The sequence below is a fragment of the Ornithinibacillus jepli genome, assembly GCF_047228935.1.
Classification (GTDB): Bacteria; Bacillota; Bacilli; order Bacillales; family Amphibacillaceae; genus Ornithinibacillus.
Genome location: NZ_JBFEGG010000004.1, coordinates 211,944 through 228,535, shown reverse-complemented (window position 1 = coordinate 228,535; position 16,592 = coordinate 211,944). Strand labels below are relative to the sequence as shown.

General features: G+C 35.7%; 16 protein-coding genes. 5 read left to right on the top strand and 11 right to left on the bottom strand.

Features of this window, described 5'->3' with window-relative positions:
- Positions 1-203 precede the first annotated feature (203 nt).
- The 4 genes from mbcS to AB1K81_RS15525 form a co-directional block, all read right to left on the bottom strand.
- Positions 204-1,790: an acyl-CoA synthetase MbcS gene (mbcS, locus tag AB1K81_RS15540; RefSeq protein WP_412977582.1), complete on the bottom strand. Its 1,587-nt coding sequence runs from the start codon at positions 1,788-1,790 to the stop codon at positions 204-206.
- Positions 1,791-1,903: 113 nt separating this feature from the next.
- Positions 1,904-2,698, bottom strand: coding sequence for a delta-lactam-biosynthetic de-N-acetylase (gene pdaA, locus AB1K81_RS15535; RefSeq protein WP_412977581.1), 795 nt, complete (start codon positions 2,696-2,698; stop codon positions 1,904-1,906).
- 70 nt (positions 2,699-2,768) lie between these two features.
- Positions 2,769-4,073: a Na+/H+ antiporter family protein gene (locus AB1K81_RS15530; protein WP_412977580.1), complete on the bottom strand. Its 1,305-nt coding sequence runs from the start codon at positions 4,071-4,073 to the stop codon at positions 2,769-2,771.
- Positions 4,074-4,240: 167 nt separating this feature from the next.
- Positions 4,241-5,044, bottom strand: coding sequence for a YfkD famly protein (locus AB1K81_RS15525; RefSeq protein WP_412977579.1), 804 nt, complete (start codon positions 5,042-5,044; stop codon positions 4,241-4,243).
- Between the two features lie 83 nt (positions 5,045-5,127).
- Between AB1K81_RS15525 and AB1K81_RS15520 the strand changes: the two genes are divergently transcribed.
- Positions 5,128-6,306 carry an MFS transporter gene (locus tag AB1K81_RS15520; protein ID WP_412977578.1) on the top strand — a complete coding sequence of 393 codons (1,179 nt, stop codon included), beginning with the start codon at positions 5,128-5,130 and terminating at the stop codon, positions 6,304-6,306.
- Between the two features lie 237 nt (positions 6,307-6,543).
- Here the strand turns inward: AB1K81_RS15520 and AB1K81_RS15515 are convergent, their stop codons facing one another.
- Together AB1K81_RS15515 and AB1K81_RS15510 are read right to left on the bottom strand one after the other, a co-directional pair.
- Positions 6,544-7,263, bottom strand: a complete 720-nt coding sequence (locus AB1K81_RS15515) for an amino acid ABC transporter permease (RefSeq protein ID WP_412977577.1) — start codon at positions 7,261-7,263, stop codon at positions 6,544-6,546.
- Between the two features lie 11 nt (positions 7,264-7,274).
- Positions 7,275-8,153: a transporter substrate-binding domain-containing protein gene (locus AB1K81_RS15510; protein WP_412977629.1), complete on the bottom strand. Its 879-nt coding sequence runs from the start codon at positions 8,151-8,153 to the stop codon at positions 7,275-7,277.
- 218 nt (positions 8,154-8,371) lie between these two features.
- On the opposite strand from AB1K81_RS15510, the gene AB1K81_RS15505 reads away from it, so the two are divergent.
- Positions 8,372-10,270, top strand: a complete 1,899-nt coding sequence (locus tag AB1K81_RS15505) for a heavy metal translocating P-type ATPase (RefSeq protein WP_412977576.1) — start codon at positions 8,372-8,374, stop codon at positions 10,268-10,270.
- A 14-nt stretch (positions 10,271-10,284) separates the two neighbouring features.
- Here the strand turns inward: AB1K81_RS15505 and AB1K81_RS15500 are convergent, their stop codons facing one another.
- Genes AB1K81_RS15500 through AB1K81_RS15490 form a run of 3 tightly spaced genes read right to left on the bottom strand, consistent with a single transcriptional unit; the run spans position 10,285 to position 11,913 of the window.
- Complete coding sequence (locus tag AB1K81_RS15500; RefSeq protein ID WP_412977575.1) at positions 10,285-11,106, bottom strand: YihY/virulence factor BrkB family protein; 822 nt, start codon at positions 11,104-11,106, stop codon at positions 10,285-10,287.
- 24 nt (positions 11,107-11,130) lie between these two features.
- Positions 11,131-11,424, bottom strand: coding sequence for a YtxH domain-containing protein (locus AB1K81_RS15495; RefSeq protein WP_412977574.1), 294 nt, complete (start codon positions 11,422-11,424; stop codon positions 11,131-11,133).
- An 18-nt stretch (positions 11,425-11,442) separates the two neighbouring features.
- Positions 11,443-11,913, bottom strand: coding sequence for a low molecular weight protein-tyrosine-phosphatase (locus AB1K81_RS15490; protein WP_412977573.1), 471 nt, complete (start codon positions 11,911-11,913; stop codon positions 11,443-11,445).
- A gap of 133 nt (positions 11,914-12,046) precedes the next feature.
- Here AB1K81_RS15490 and AB1K81_RS15485 point away from each other — a divergent pair, with 133 nt between their 5' ends.
- Entirely contained in the window at positions 12,047-13,390 is a 1,344-nt protein-coding gene (locus AB1K81_RS15485; RefSeq protein WP_412977572.1) for an alanine/glycine:cation symporter family protein, read from the top strand.
- A gap of 59 nt (positions 13,391-13,449) precedes the next feature.
- Here the strand turns inward: AB1K81_RS15485 and AB1K81_RS15480 are convergent, their stop codons facing one another.
- Entirely contained in the window at positions 13,450-13,992 is a 543-nt protein-coding gene (locus AB1K81_RS15480) for a transcription repressor NadR (protein WP_412977571.1), read from the bottom strand.
- A 208-nt stretch (positions 13,993-14,200) separates the two neighbouring features.
- On the opposite strand from AB1K81_RS15480, the gene AB1K81_RS15475 reads away from it, so the two are divergent.
- Both AB1K81_RS15475 and AB1K81_RS15470 read left to right on the top strand, forming a co-directional pair.
- Positions 14,201-14,374, top strand: a complete 174-nt coding sequence (locus AB1K81_RS15475; protein ID WP_412977570.1) for a hypothetical protein — start codon at positions 14,201-14,203, stop codon at positions 14,372-14,374.
- 2 nt (positions 14,375-14,376) lie between these two features.
- The gene (locus tag AB1K81_RS15470; RefSeq protein ID WP_412977569.1) at positions 14,377-15,849 is read left to right on the top strand and encodes a sodium:solute symporter family protein; all 1,473 of its coding nucleotides are present in this window, start codon (positions 14,377-14,379) and stop codon (positions 15,847-15,849) included.
- Positions 15,850-15,920: 71 nt separating this feature from the next.
- On the opposite strand, the gene AB1K81_RS15465 is transcribed toward AB1K81_RS15470, so the two are convergent.
- On the bottom strand, positions 15,921-16,589 hold the full coding sequence (locus AB1K81_RS15465) for an SOS response-associated peptidase (protein ID WP_412977568.1): 669 nt from the start codon (positions 16,587-16,589) through the stop codon (positions 15,921-15,923).
- Positions 16,590-16,592 lie beyond the last annotated feature (3 nt).

The window sequence follows — 16,592 nt, the reverse complement described above, 5'->3', positions numbered from 1 at the left end:
TTTTGACTTTCAAGTGTTTTGAACTAATATTTTATTAAACATGAAAGAGATGCTTGTTCATATCACTTTTTTATTTGGAGAAAATATATATTGCTGGAGTTTATCGTCATTCTTATCACGTACAGTTTTCTTTATTTACCAAAAAGCACGTTGATTCCTTACAATACAAAGAAAAAGCAACCAAATGGCTGCTTTTAAATAACTTATTGAGATACTTTCCTATCTAATTCTTTCTTCCTTAGCTCCACCCGTCTAATCTTGCCGGAGATTGTTTTCGGTAATTCTTTAATAAATTCAATTTCTCTAGGGTATTTGTAAGGTGCGGTTGAGTTTTTGACATGTTCTTGTAATTCCTTTACTAGATCTTCCTCATCACCTTTAACTTTATCTTTAAGAACTACGAAAGCTTTTACGATACTACCACGAACTTCATCTGGACTAGCTACTACTGCACATTCCTGTACATATGGATGTTTTACCAAAGCGTCTTCCACTTCAAATGGTCCGATTGTATAGCCTGAGCTAATAATAATGTCATCACTTCTACCTTCAAACCAGAAGTAGCCATCTTCATCTTTACGAGCTTGGTCGCCTGTTATATAAAAATCTCCTCGGCGTGAAGCATTCGTCCGTGCTGGATCTTTATAATATTCCTTAAATAAAGCTGGGCTGTTTAACCTAACTGCGATATCACCAACTTCATTTACACCAACAGGTTCTCCAAACTCATTAATGATTTCAACATCATTGCCTGGAGTTGGTTTTCCCATCGATCCTGGTTTTACTTCCATGTTCTTCATAACGCCAAGTAATAACGTGTTTTCTGTTTGACCATACCCATCTCTTACAGTTACATTGAAATACTTTCGGAACGTATTAATGACTTCAACGTTTAACGGTTCCCCTGCAGAAACAGCACTTTGCAGATGGGAAAGCTTATATTTACTTAAATCATCTACCTTTGCCATTAAGCGATATTCTGTCGGTGTACAGCATAATACATTAATTTCATTTTCTTCTAGTAAGCTTAAATATTTCTCTGCATTGAATCGCCCATTATAAACAAATCCAGTTGCACCCATACCAAGTACAGATAAAAACGGACTCCAAATCCACTTCTGCCATCCAGGACCTGCTGTTGCCCATACCTTGTCTCCAGCTTTAACACATAACCAATTCTCTGGAGCGGTTTGAAGATGAGCAAAACCCCATCCGTGCGTGTGGACGACTCCTTTAGGATTACCTGTTGTACCAGATGTATAGGAAATAAAGGCAATATCATCACGATTAGTATCTGCTATCGCTAACTTACTCGATGTATCTTCCATTAAACCATCTAAAAATAACCAGTCATCTACTGGCTTACCGACTGCAAATTTAAGTAGAGAATCATATTCTTCAAGGTCTTTATATGTTTCAGTAAAACTATAATAACTTACAACTCCGTTTACTTCCCCATGACTAATACGGTATTGTAAATCCTTTGTCTTCAGCATTTCTGAACTAGGAATAACAACAATTCCCGTTTTTAATGCAGCAATATAAACCTCATAAGCTTCAATTCTACGAGGTATCATGACGAGGATTTTATCTCCTTTTTTTAAGCCACTCTCTAAGAAAACGTTTCCAATTTTATTTACATTATCCATTAATTGACCATATGTAATTTCCCGTCTTCTTCCTTCTTCATCTTCCCAAATTAGCGCTTTTCTTTTTTCATTTTTTGCATGCTTTTCGATTTCCATCACTATGTTGTAATCCATAGGAGCAATTAGATCTTCCCGATTCATCCTATCAACTCCCTTTGCATATTTTCAACTATTATAACAATAAGTTCGAAATTTTAAAATAAATAAAATGAATCAAAAAAATATCCCAAAAGGGAATAGTCCCTTATGAGATATTAGTAGCCGTAAATCGGTTCTGGTATTTTATCTTTTATAACTAGGTCATCCAAGCTTTTAAAGGTATATCCTTCTTTCTTTAAATCTTTTATAATCTTTTCCAATGCTTTTGCATTATCTTCTGACACGGCATGGAGAAGGATTATTGCCCCGGGATGAATTTGCTCCATTACTTGATCATAGGCATATTGCCAGCCTTTTTGATTATTAGTATCCCAGTCAATGATTGCAAGTGACCAGAAAACATGGATATAACCTAATTCGTTTGCCCATTGTAATGTCTGCTGATTAAACATCCCTTTAGGTGGACGAACATATTTTATATCGTCTTGTTTTGATGCTTTGGCAACTGATTCCTCAAGGGTCTCTAACTCTCGCTTCATAACCTCTTTTGTCAAAATTGTAAAATCCGGATGATGATAAGAGTGATTCCCAATAGTATGTCCTTCATCTACCATTCGTTTAATTAAATCAGGAGCACTACTTACATAATGTCCGGTAACAAAAAAAGTGGCAGGTACCTTTTCATTTTTCAATACATCTAATATTTCTTCGGTATGCCCCTGCTCATAACCATTATCAAATGTTAAGTATACTGTTTTATCCCCAGAATCATCTACATAGTAACTTCCATTATCCTTTAATATTTGATGATACTTTCCAACATCTGGTCTTTCATGATCCTTATTTTTCTTATATCCCCAGCCATAAGCTCCTGCCTCGTCTAAATCAACATAAAAAAAGGCAAGAAAAAATATGATGGCAGATCCTAATACGTAATGCAATTTTTGCATGATACCCCACCTATTTTTTTCTTACCTTTTGCAAAATCAATACTTTTTATGCACTGTTATTTTGTCTACCTTAAAGGAATAGTGATGCTGCCCAACCAAAAATGAATAACGGGATGTTAAAGTGAATGAATGTTGGTACACAAGTATCCCAAATGTGATTATGTTTTCCATCTGCATTTAAACCAGAAGTTGGTCCTAGTGTACTATCTGAAGCAGGTGATCCAGCATCTCCAAGTGCACCAGCAGTTCCAATAAGTGCCGCAGTTGCTAACGGCGAAAATCCTGCAGTAAGGCAAATTGGAACAAATAAAGCCGCTACAATTGGAATAGTACCAAATGATGATCCAATCCCAATCGTAATTACTAAACCTACAAGTAATAATACAAATGAAATAAGTGCTTTATTATCTCCTAAAAATCCCGAAGAAGCCTCTACTAATGCATCTACTGCGCCAGTTTCTTTAAGAATCGTTCCGTAGCCCGATGCTACAAGCATTACAAATGCAATTGAGCTCATCATACTTACACCATCGGTAACAATTTTATCACCCTTAGAAAACGGAACGACAAAGAATAATACCATTAAAATTAAACCAGTTAAAGCTCCTAGAACTAAGTTTCCTGTTATAATTTGAACAATTAGTGCTCCTAGAATAGCTATAATAGTTAGTACATGTTTAAGGTTAAAACTTACATCTTTAACTGTTTTAACGTAGTCAGGAGTCCCTTCTACATCTGGACGTGGTTCTTTATCTTTTCGGTACGTAAAGAAAATCGCAACTAATAAACCTACAACCATTCCTAATCCTGGAATAAGCATTGCTAATGTAACATCATTCTTCGTAATATCAGCACCGTTTTGTACCATGCCATCAAAAATAAGACTGTGGAAAAGCAATCCAAATCCAGCTGGAATCATGACATATGGGGCCTTTAATCCGAATGTTAATGCAACGGCAACTCCACGTCGATCAACACGCATTTGATCAAACAATTTTAATAATGGTGGAATTAAAATCGGTATAAATGCAATATGAACGGGTACAACATTTTGTGATAAAGAAGCAACACCAGCTATTACTAATAAAAGCATCGTCTTCTTACCCGTTAATATTTTGATTAAAAAGTTTACTAAAATAGTTGTGATACCGGTATAACTAATAGCTACAGCAAATGCACCAAGCAGTATGTAGCTTAACGCTGTATTTGCTTGATCTCCCATGCCACTAACTAGCATTTCAATAGCTTCGATTATATTTAAGCCTGCCATTAAACCAGCAATAACAGCAGCGATAATAACAGATATAATGACGTTTACCCGTAATAAACTTAGTATAGTCATTACTAATACGGAAATAATTACTACCCATTCCATTATGTTTTCCCCCTCAACTCTTTCGCTTCATTACTTTAACATGATAAAGCAATGAAGCGAAAGAGTCAACCTATTATTTTTGCCATCGGTAACTTTTTTATACTACAGTATCCATAAAAAAGCTCTGAAACCTTATCAGAATCAGAGCCACCAAACTTCAAGATGTTTTATTTTAATTCAAAGGAAAATGATACATGATCTTGTATTGGAATCCATGCACCGATACCTTGTTTGGTCACATTTTTAATAACAAGGGATTTCTTACTGCCCTTTAATTCAATATACACTTCACCAAATGTCACTTTTCCTTTTTCATTAATTGCTGGAGCAAAGGCATGCAAATAACCGTACTTTTGTGGTGGTACAGCATATGAATTCGCTTTTTTCGTGCCTGCCCCGATAGTCGTTGTATAGGAAAGCGGTAATTTTGTTTTTTGTTTCGATGTAATAATTATCATTCGCTTCACATCATCTGGGTTAGCGATTTTATTCGTTAATGCACCTTTGATTTCTTTTTGAGTTTGTTGGTTGAAATTCAATTTTTGGTTATCTTTCCCACCGATATTGTTTAATTCATTAACATTAATCTTTTGATATTCCCAATTAATATTCGTATCACCTGATTCGTAGTTTAATGGCCAACGTCCTAAGAAAATTAAACCGCGATAACCAAAGCCAATTGGGGATGGTTCTATACTTGATTCATTGAGCATTTTAATTAAATTTGGGTTAGTAATATTAACTTCTGCACTTTCAATTAACTCCTGTGTTAATTCACTTGGTTCAACCACTTCTTCATCTTCATTTGAATTAGGATAAGTATTTTCTTTTGCAATATCTAAGACATGACTTGGAACTTCATAGTCATTTTTATTGCTTTCCTTGTCTTCTTTCTCTGCCGCTAAGACCATAATGGGGGTGAATATTGCAAGTAGAAATATAATTAATCCTATGATATATTTGTTTTTCATATGCCCATTCCTCTCTTTTTGCCTTAGTTTTTTCGTGCACTAGTCATTTTATACATAATTGTCATCTCTAGGGGGGACGAAATTTGATTTTAGATCGCTATCGCTTTTGGATTTTAATTTTACTTGTCATGATTTCTGGCTTATCGCAAGGAATGTTAATGCCGTTACTTGCCATAATTTTAGAACACTTAGGTGTATCCTCTTCGGTTAATGGCTTACATGCTACAGGGCTTTATATTGGTGTTTTACTTGCATCTCCCTTTATGGAAAAACCGATGCAAAAGTATGGATTTAAACCAATCATTCTAATCGGTGGGTTGTTAGTCATTATTTCTTTACTAATGTTTCCTTTATGGGAGACGCTTTGGTTCTGGTTTATACTGAGGGTAGCGATTGGAATTGGGGATAATATGCTACACTTTGGGACACAAACATGGATTACGACAAGTGCGGATAAAAAAACTCGAGGAAGAAGTATTTCACTTTACGGGATGTCTTTCGGATTAGGATTTGCCATTGGTCCCTTATTAACAAGGCTACTTGAAGTTAATCAAGCATTACCATTTATCGTATCTGCATTACTTAGTACAATCGTTTGGTCCCTTATGTTATTTGTACGGAACAAGTTTCCAGATACTAGTGTGAATGCAGTAGAAACGTCAAAAGATAGTTCGATTAAGCGTTTTATCCAGACAACTAAAATAGCTTGGATTGCTTTATTACCACCATTTGCCTATGGCTTTTTAGAAGCAACATTGCATGCTACCTTTCCAATTTATGGGCTAAGAATCGGTCATGAAGTAGATACACTTTCCTTGATTATTCCGTGTTTTGCAGGTGGAAGCTTAATTTCTCAGTTACCATTGGGTATTCTAAGTGACAAGATTGGTAGAAGAAAAATACTTTTATTCATCGTAAGCTTAGGAATGTGCTGTTTTATTGGAGCTGCATTTTTGGAATCATCTGTTATAGCTTTATTTATCTTATTTACTTTAGCAGGAATTTTTGTTGGTTCGCTTTATTCATTAGGGATTTCTTACATGACTGATTTATTACCACAGTCACTACTACCTGCCGGAAACCTATTATGTAGTATTGCTTTTAGTATTGGAAGTTTGGGTGGTCCTTATGTTGGAGGGTTATTTATAGATGTATTACCTGAAGTATCTTTCTTCTATATTATTGCAGTGGTATTAGCCGTTATTGTTGGGGCGATGTTGATGAAACGTAATACCTCAGTTTCGGTGAGTGAAGCCTCGTAATCGTTATTTACATTATAAACGGCTGATTCGAGATTTCGTCTATAAGAAATGTTTTATTGGACAATTTAATATGTTTAGTAAGCAAAGTTGTCCATTAGAACAACTCTATTAGACAATTTATCTTATCATCAAATTATAATGTCTATTAAATTGATTCTATTGGACAAAAACTTGGTATGTGTATTGAAATTTGTCTAGCAGAAAAAGAAACAGGGAATCCAATTGGCGGATTCCCTGTTAATTTATAGCTCTACTTTCTTTAGCTCTTACATCAATATAATTCCCATACCGTTTTTCTAATCTATCTTGTAGATAAGAAATACCAATTCCTATTGGCCAGTATAAAAGTGCAACCATGATATACATCGTCATCGCATCAAATTCTCTACCAGCAACAATTTGTGCTTTTTGAAACAACTCCGGTACTGTAATAATCGAGGCAAGAGAAGTTCCTAGCATTAAACTTAAAAACACATTTGCTAAAGGCGGAATCGCAATACGAATCGCCTGTGGAAGAATAATCAAGCGCATTGCTTTCCAATATGGAATGTTTAATGCTTTCGCCGCTTCCCATTGCCCTTTATCCACACTAAAAAGAGATGCACGGTAAATTTCAGCAATATAGCCTGCACTATTTAACCCGAATACTATAGAAGCAGCAATAAAGGCAGTTAACTTTATTCCTATAATAGGTAAGCCGTGATAAATCAAGAACAGAAATACTATGATTGGTGTACTTCTCATAAAAGAGATATACATTCTTGATGGCCAACGAAGTACAATGTTTGATGAACTTCTAGCTAACGAAATAAAGAAGCCTAAAATAAGACCAATGATCATACCAATTATTGCAAGAGAGATAGTCATCGGAATTCCTTCTAATAAAAATGGTAGGCTCTCCCATGCAAGCTTTAGATCAAATAATTTATCTAATTGGACTCTATCAATTTCAAACATCTGATCACCTATTATTCAATGCCTTCGATTTCAATTACTTCCTCTTCTGGTTCTTTCGATACATCAAGTCCTCCGAAGAATTCTTCCGAGATCTTAGTTAATGTTCCATCTTCTTTCATATCTGCAATAATTTCATTAATTTTTTCTAATAGAACAGTTGCATCCTTTTGCATCACAACATTGTTAGTAGTCGGGTGGAATCTAAGATCTGGATGTAACGTAATATTGAATTCAGGAAATGCTTGAATTGCTAAAGATTGAAGATAGTAATCGTTAATTACTACATCTGTACGTCCATTATGAACGTCTCTTAAATAAGCATCATTCGTTACATTTCCGTATGTTACAACTTCAGCACCATATTTTCTAGCTATATCACTATAAACTGTAGTTGCGGCTCCACCAGCTCTTTTACCTTTTAAATCTTCTAAAGTATGAATACCAGATAAGTCATCTGCACGAACAATCATAGTTGCAAATGAATACTTCACTGGCTCAGAAAATGCGAACTTATCGCGGCTTGCTTCTCTTGGGCCCGCTTGAATTATATCAACACGACCACTTTGTAATGCAGATAGCATTGCATCAAAGCCGAGAGTTTCAAATTTAATATCTACACCTAAACGCTCCGCAATTTCACGGAAAACTTCAACATTGTACCCTGTTAATTCATCAGACCCCTCAGGATAATAAGAGGCTGGATATAACGTTCCTGCAGTTCCAACTACAATCTCACCAGACTCCTCAATTTGTGACCAAACACTATCCTCTGCTTGTTCTTCTGTTTCTCCCCCACAAGCAGCAAGGATAATTAATGTACTTAATACTACTAGTATAAGGATAAATTTCTTCACCTTAAAACCCCCCTTTTGTTTTCTGTTACAATTCATTGAACATTTCAGATTATAACAGATAAATACTGAATTATTCAAGTTTTACTCACCTTTCCAAAAACTGTTATTAAGCATAGCAGATAATAATAGATACAATTTGTTTTATCTTGAAAACTAAAGTATTGATTCCTGGTAATCTTATGTTATTATAATATATATTAGATTATAATTATTATTAACTAGTACATATTTTTAATTATAGGAGGGAATGAAAAATGGAAGAACGTACAGCTATTACTCCTACTAGCTTGTTTAAAAAAATAACACCACATATGGAATTAATTGCTGCCTTATTAAGTGGGGTTATCATCCTTGTCACTTGGTCACTAGAAAATAATATGCCACATTCAGCATTTGTAATACTTCACCTGATTGCCTTTGCAATTGGCGGTTATGCTAAAGCAAAGGAAGGAATTTCCGAAACAATTCAACATAAACAACTCAATGTTGAAATGCTTATGATATTCGCTGCCATCGGTTCTGCTATTATCGGTTATTGGACAGAAGGTGCAATATTAATTTTTATTTTTGCTCTATCAGGTGCTCTAGAAACATATACGTTAAATAAAAGTAAAAAAGAAATTTCTAGCCTTTTGAAACTTCAGCCTGAAGAAGCAACAAAAATATTAGAAAAAAAGGAAGAGATTGTACCGGTCAACCAATTAAAAATTGGTGATGTAATTCTAGTTCGTGCAGGAGAGCTAATTCCTGCAGATGGCATTATCCTTACCGGCTCTACTTCGATTGATGAAAGTGCAATAACAGGCGAATCTATTCCTGTAACAAAAGCAAAGGATGAGGATGTTCTTGCAGGTACCGTGTCTCTCGACGGGACGATTACCATCTCTATTACTAAAAGTGTAAATGAAAACATGGTTCAAAAAATAATCAATCTCGTTCAATCAGCACAAGAAGAAAAATCTCCCTCACAGTTATTTATCGAACGATTTGAAGGAATCTATGTGAAGGTCGTAATAGTAGTATTTGCTATTATGTTATTTTTACCTTTCTTTTTATTTAACTGGTCATTAGAAGATAGTATTTATCGAGCTATTATACTTCTCGTTGTTGCATCTCCTTGTGCACTAGTCGCATCTATTATGCCGGCTACTCTATCTGCTATTTCAAACAGTGCACGAAAGGGAGTATTATTTAAAGGTGGCATTCACCTTGAAAACCTTAGTCATATAAAAGCAATCGCTTTTGACAAAACTGGCACATTAACAAATGGAGCCCTAGTTGTTACTGATGCATATTTTGCTCCAGATGTTGATAAAGATTCCGTAATTGCTATAACAGGCGCCATTGAGAATAGGTCCACACATCCATTAGCAAAAGCAATCGCTGCTTATAGCAAAGAACATACTGAAACAAATTCAATTGAAGTACATGACATGAAAACAATTAGTGGTAAAGGTGTAGAAGCAGTAGTTAATGGTCAGTTATGGCAAATTGGTAAACCTGATTATATCGGTAACCAAATAGCTGAGGAATTTTTAGATGGAATCTTAAATACATTTGCTGCTGAAGGAAAGACAGTAGTTTTTGTAAAAACAGAAGGTAAAATCGCTTCGGTATTTGCCTTAAAAGATACAATAAGAAAAGATACAAAGACAGCAATACAATCTTTACAAAAGCATGGAATCAAAACAATCATGTTAACCGGCGATAATAAACTAACCGCTGAAGCAATTGCTAAAGAGGTTGGAATAGATGAATATATCGCAAATTGTCTTCCTGAAGATAAAGTTACTCATATAAAAGCGTTACGAAATAGATTTGCTAATGTCGCAATGGTTGGAGATGGAATTAATGATGCTCCATCCCTAGCTACTGCTAATCTAGGTATTGCTATGGGGGAAGGCACAGATGTTGCATTAGAGACTTCAGATGTAGTTCTAATGAAAAATGATTTGTCTAAGATTTTGAATGCAATTAAGCTTTCAAGTAGGATGAATAGCATAGTAAAACAAAATGTTATCTTTTCTGTTGGTGTTATAATTGTTTTACTTATTTCTAATTACTTCCAAGCAATTGATCTACCCCTTGGTGTTATTGGTCATGAAGGAAGTACTATTTTGGTTATTTTAAATGGATTACGCTTACTAAAATAAGAAGCATGGGGAAGTTAATTCCCATGCTTCATTTTGCTTATTGTCGCGTTTAGTATACCACCAACTATGACAATAAAAGCGGATAAGTAAAACCATATCATTAACGTAATAACGGCTCCTAGACTGCCATAAGTAGCAGAATAATTTCCAAGGTTAGATACGTAATAAGAAAATACAAGTGACGATAATTGCCATGCTACTGTAGTAAACAAAGCACCCCAAAAAGCTTCTCGAAACTGCACCTTAAGGTTGGGTGCCAATTTATATAAAAAGAGAAATACAATGAAGAATACAATAGATGTGAAGACCCATCTTAGCATTTCCCACACCGTTAGAAAATCATCTGATAATCCAAAAAAGGAAAATAGATACACACCAATCATTCTGCCAAGTACTGGCAGTAATATTGCTATCACAATTACACCTATCATAGCAATCGTTAGAACTAATGCTATCAACCTCGAAATAAAGAAAAATCGATCTTCCTCCACTTCATAAGCATGGTTAAATACACGCATAATCGCATTAACCCCATTAGATGCTGCCCAAAGCGTACCTATAATCCCAATCGATAATAAGTGTCCATGTTGATTTGAAACAAGTTGATCGATATTCTCCTTAATTAATTGCATCGATTCCGCAGGAGCAACAGAAGAAAGAATACGGATTAATACATTTGTATCGATAGGCAAATATCCGACTAATGTAATTAACACAACTAATAACGGAAATAGGGATAAGAGAAAGAAATAAGCTAATTGGGCGGCTAATCCGAAAGCTTCCTCTTCCAAAATTCGACCAATTAGCTTTTTCATAAAGGATATCATTTGCTCCAAGCTTTAACCCCCTAAAGGCTTCTGTTACCCTTGTATTCTTTTTGGTCTTGAGGTTACTCTTGTTAGCGTATTTTCCACTTGTTCCAATGCATTTACAGCATTTTCTGCTTGATAAACTAGACTCTCACTAAACTCTTCCATGGCAATTCGGGCATTATGAACGGATATAGTTGGATTTTTAATCATCTCAACCGATTTATCCTTTACATTTGATAATTTATGTTTTGTATAATTCCTTGTATCCCAATCAAATAGAGCAGCAATACCACCAATTGCAGCACCGATAGCAATACTAGAAATTAATCTCTTTTTACCCAAAATATATCTCTCCTTTTTTTATATGTTGTGCTTCTCCCTTATATACTGAAGTAAATTTGTACATCCTTCTGAAACTAATTCATAGGTGTAATCAAAATTACCCGTATAGTATGGATCTGGTACTTCTTGTTCTTTTGGTTTGTCAACAAAATCCATTAGTTTAGCAACAACAACATCTTCATTTTGTGTATTGAATTTTTGTAAGTCTTTTATATTTTGGTCATCCATCGCAATAATATAATCAAAATCGTTCCAATCATTTTTAGATACTTGTCTCGCTTTCATTCCTGAATAAGAGATTTTTTGTTTATCAAGAACTTTCCTTGTACCTATATGAGGAACTTCATCGATATGCCATCCCCCTGTTCCGCCAGAGTCTACCTTAATTTTATTGGAAATATTTTCTCTTTCAACTAAATGACGAAAAACCGCTTCAGCCATCGGTGAACGGCAAATATTTCCTAAACATACAAATAAAACATTAATCATAACGTACCACCCTTCCACTACTATTATAATAAAAGTTCTACTTAGTTTTAAATAATTTGGTATATTTATCTAGTAATACTCATTGAATGTTCAAAATATTATATCTATAATAGATACTAAAAGGAGGGGTTATGTGGAAGATTTAATTGGTCAGATTAGTGATTTTGTCTGGGGACCACCGACTTTAATTTTAATAGTTGGTACAGGGATTTACCTTACATTACGGCTAGGATTTTTACAGATTCGCGCACTTCCTTATGCATTAAGGTTGGCATTCAGTCCCGCAAAACAGGATAAAAATTCTAAAGGGGATATTAGTCATTATCAAGCTTTAACAACTGCAATGGCAGCGACAATCGGTACTGGTAATATCGTTGGGGTTGCAACTGCTGTTGTGTTAGGTGGACCTGGTGCCGTCTTTTGGATGTGGATTACTGCTTTATTTGGCATGGCAACCAAATATGCTGAAGCTATCTTAGCGGTTAAATATCGTGTAGAAAATAGTAAAGGTGAAATGTCTGGGGGGCCAATGTATTATTTGGAAAAAGGACTTAAGGCAAAGTGGCTCGGAGTTCTTTTCGCAATATTTGGTGCATGTGCAGCATTCGGTATTGGAAACATGGTACAGGCTAATTCGGTTTCGGACGCATTAAACAGTTCCTTCAGTATACCAACCTGGGTTACTGGTTTGGTTCTAACCGTTTTAGCAGCATTAGTTATTATCGGGGGCATTAAAAGTATCGGTAAAGTAACTGCCTTCTTTGTTCCAATTATGGCTTTATTCTATGTGCTTGGTGGACTAGTTATTATTGTTATGAATTTGGACATAGTTCCGGCGGCTATAGGATTGATTTTCTCTGACGCATTTACAGCAAGTGCTGTCGGAGGTGGATTACTTGGAACAGTAATTCGATATGGTGTTGCCAGAGGAGTATTTTCTAATGAAGCTGGTTTAGGGTCAGCACCAATTGCAGCTGCTGCCGCCAAGACTGATTATCCAGGAAGGCAAGCACTTGTATCCATGACACAAGTATTTATTGATACGATTATCGTATGTTCCATTACTGGAATTACTATTGTTATGGCAGACCTTGCAGGAAGTGGCTTAGAAGGAGGACCTTTAACACAAGCATCATTCGCTGCCTTCTTAGGTGATTGGGGAGGTTACATTGTCACAATAGGAATTGTTTTATTTGCCTTTTCAACCTTAGTTGGTTGGTCATATTACGGCGAGAAATGTTTTAGTTATCTATTTAATGATAAAGTTGTTCCGGTTTACCGAATAATTTTCGTTATCGCTATTTTCTGGGGATCTGTACAAACCCTCGATCTTGTTTGGAGTATATCGGATGTCATGAATGCATTAATGGCAATACCAAACTTGATTGGCTTATTAGGGTTATCAGGGGTTGTAGTATATGAAACAAAGAAATTCTTAGAGATAGCGAAAAAAGAAAAAGAAGAAGCCCGTGCATAAAAGCTTCATCTTGTACAAAGAAAGGACAGTTCCCTTCCTTAGGGAATTGTCCTTTTGTCTTAATCCTCTAATAAAATCCCTAGCTCCCTTAAAGACTCACACGCTTCATCCAATTGGTCTTCCTTTTCCGCCGCAATCGTATGTAAATGGACACCTTCTGTTAGTTTCGAGAGAAGCGATGCCCCTGTATCTTTTAATTCTCCAAGAAATGAATCAGCTTCTTTTCGAGTTTTTATCATTAATGAACCAGTTATATCACCATAGATTGGATGTTCAACCATTACATTTCTTACAGTAACCCCATGATCAACTAATGTATACAACTCGGTTGCAGTTTGATCTGCAGTATGTTTTACAACAATTACACGAGTTGCTAGTTCGTTATCATTATTTTCTCGCAAATATACATACCCTCTTGCTGTCGCCATAATCGGTTCACCGGTCGCTTTAAGTAAAGAAATATCTTGGACTATTACTTGACGGCTGACTTTAGTACGTTCAGACAATTCCTTACCAGTAATCGGTTCACGTTCTCCCTTTAACCAAGATAAGATTAATTGTCTTCTTTCTTCTCCGAGTATTTTGTTCGTTTCTCCCCTCATTCAACACCCTCCGCATATTTTTCACCTTATCATGCACACTAACGTTACACATTTCCTTTTATTATACATTACGTTTTGACTTGACACACTTATAGCAGCTTAATAAATTTTGTATTGATTTTTCCTCCTCTATATGTAAATATATGTGTAAAGACACATGTAAAGTATTTGTTGAATCTAGTAAATTATTAATTGAAGGAGACTAAAAATGAAACGTTTTTGGGGAATTATCATCATTTTAACGATACTTCTAGCTTACATTATTCCGTATACGGTTTTGTCTGATGTTCAATCATGGACGGGAAGCTTCTTGTTTTGGGGTATTACAGGGATTGTCATCATTATTGCAAACATCATGCTTACAAGGGATTGGAGTGAATAGTTTTGAATACTAGTTATGTCATTTGGGGAATTGTCATTTATACAATTATCGCATCTATTATTGCATTACTGTCCCGAAAAGGGAATTTACCTGGAATGTCAGGTTACTTTATCGGTAATCGAAAAATGAATGGGATTTTATCTGCTTTAAGTTATAGTGCAACTACCTATAGTGCATTTATGATGGTAGGTTTAGCTGGGCTTACCTATCAAGGTGGCGTTGGTGCACTTGGTTTTGAAATTATATATTTTATCGGTGTTTCGTTAATCTTAATCTTCGGTCCTAGATTTTGGCTAGCTGGTAAGAAAAATGGTTATGTTACACCTTCTGAAATGATTGGGGATCGTTATCAAAGCAAAACAGCCGCAATGGTTATTGCACTAATGAGTTGTTTATTCCTTATCCCTTATAGTGCTGTTCAATTAGCTGGTGTTGGATATTTATTACAAGGGATGACTGGAGGAGCGATCTCTTTTTCAACTGGAGTCATCATTGCCATTGTACTAGCATTATTCTTTTCTTACGCAGCCGGTATTCGGTCTGTTGTTTGGACGGACTCCCTTCAAGCTATTTTTATGATTATAACATCCACGATTGTTGTTATCTTAATCGTTAATTCACTTGGAGGGTTTGGTCAGTTTTTCGAGAACATACAAACAACACAGCCAGAAATGCTAACTGTACCAGGAAATGGTTACTTCAGTATTCTAACATTCTTAGGGCTGACTATACCGTGGTTTTTCTTTAGTATTTCAAACCCACAGGTAAGCCAACGTTTGTTTATGCCAAACTCCTTTAAAGGGTTGCGACAAATGTTAATCGGTTTTCTAGTATTCGGTCTAATTTATACGTTTGTATCCGTTATGTGGGGATTTTCTGCATTACAACTATTCCCAAATTTAGAAACTGCAGACTTAGCAACACCGAGCTTACTTTCTTCTGACGCTGTTCCTCCTCTCTTAGGAGTAATTGTCATGGTTGGTATTTTAGCAGCTGCGGTTTCAACTATCGATTCAATTATGCTTACACTATCATCGATGTTTGCTCGAGATGTATATGGAAACATGAAGAGCCGGCCAGATGATTCCAAGCAATTGAAGATAGGAAAAATTGTAATTCCGGTAATTGCCGTACTAGCTTATGCTTTCGCAGAACTAGAGTTAGATTTAATTGCTGTATTATCTGTAGCAGCTTCATCTGGATTAATCGTCGGAGTTCCAGCAACGGTAGGAACTTTTTTCTGGAAAAAAGGAACAGCAGTTGGCGTTATCGTCAGCGTTATCGTTTCTGCAATATTTGTCCTTTCCCTTGAAGTTACTGGCACAAAACCACTTGGACTTGGATCTGGTATTTGGGGACTAATCGTGTCTAGTGTACTATTTGTTGGTGTTAGCTTGGTATCTAAGGCACCGAAGGAGAAAGCAAATGAGTTTGTTAATTTGATGAAGGAACATCGGAAAGCTAAAAGAGTTTAGATATACTTAAGTCCTTAGACCGTTGGTTTAAGGACTTTTTATATAGGCTTGAAGTTTAAAGTCAACCACTTCTATTCTGCCAATGGTGCTATGCAACTCTCATCATTGTTTTTTGCGGTATTTACATAACTAGAAACATTATAAGCAGCAAATGTTTCTGGTTCTAAATGGAAAAGAAACTCTCGAGCATCTACAGGTTCTAAAAATTCCGGAGCAATCCATTCATTTTCCTTATCTTTCGGTAGAATAATCGGCATACGGTCGTGAATGTCTTTCATAAAAGGATTGGCTTCACGTGTCAAAATCGTACAAGTAAATAAATTTTTATCCTGATGTGTCCATTTATCCCATAATCCTGCAAAAGCAAATAGTTTACGGTCTGTTAAATGGATTCTCTTTGGTTGTTTCCCATCTTCTGTCTTTTTCCATTCGTAAAAACTGTCAGCTATAATAAGACATCGTTTTCGAGCCATCAACTGTTTAAAACTAGGCTTTTCATGTGCAGATTCACTTCTAGCGTTAATCATTTTATAACCGATTTTTTCATCCTTTGCCCAAAATGGTACAAGTCCCCAACGCAGGTATCCTGCACGTTTTTCCTTTCCATCATGGATAATAGCAAGAACGTTCTGCCCTGGTGCGATATTGTAGCTAGGTTGGTATCCTTCAATCCCCCGTTCTAGATCAAATTCTTCCAATATTTCTAGTTCATCTGCTAGTAAAGTATATCTCCCACACATGAC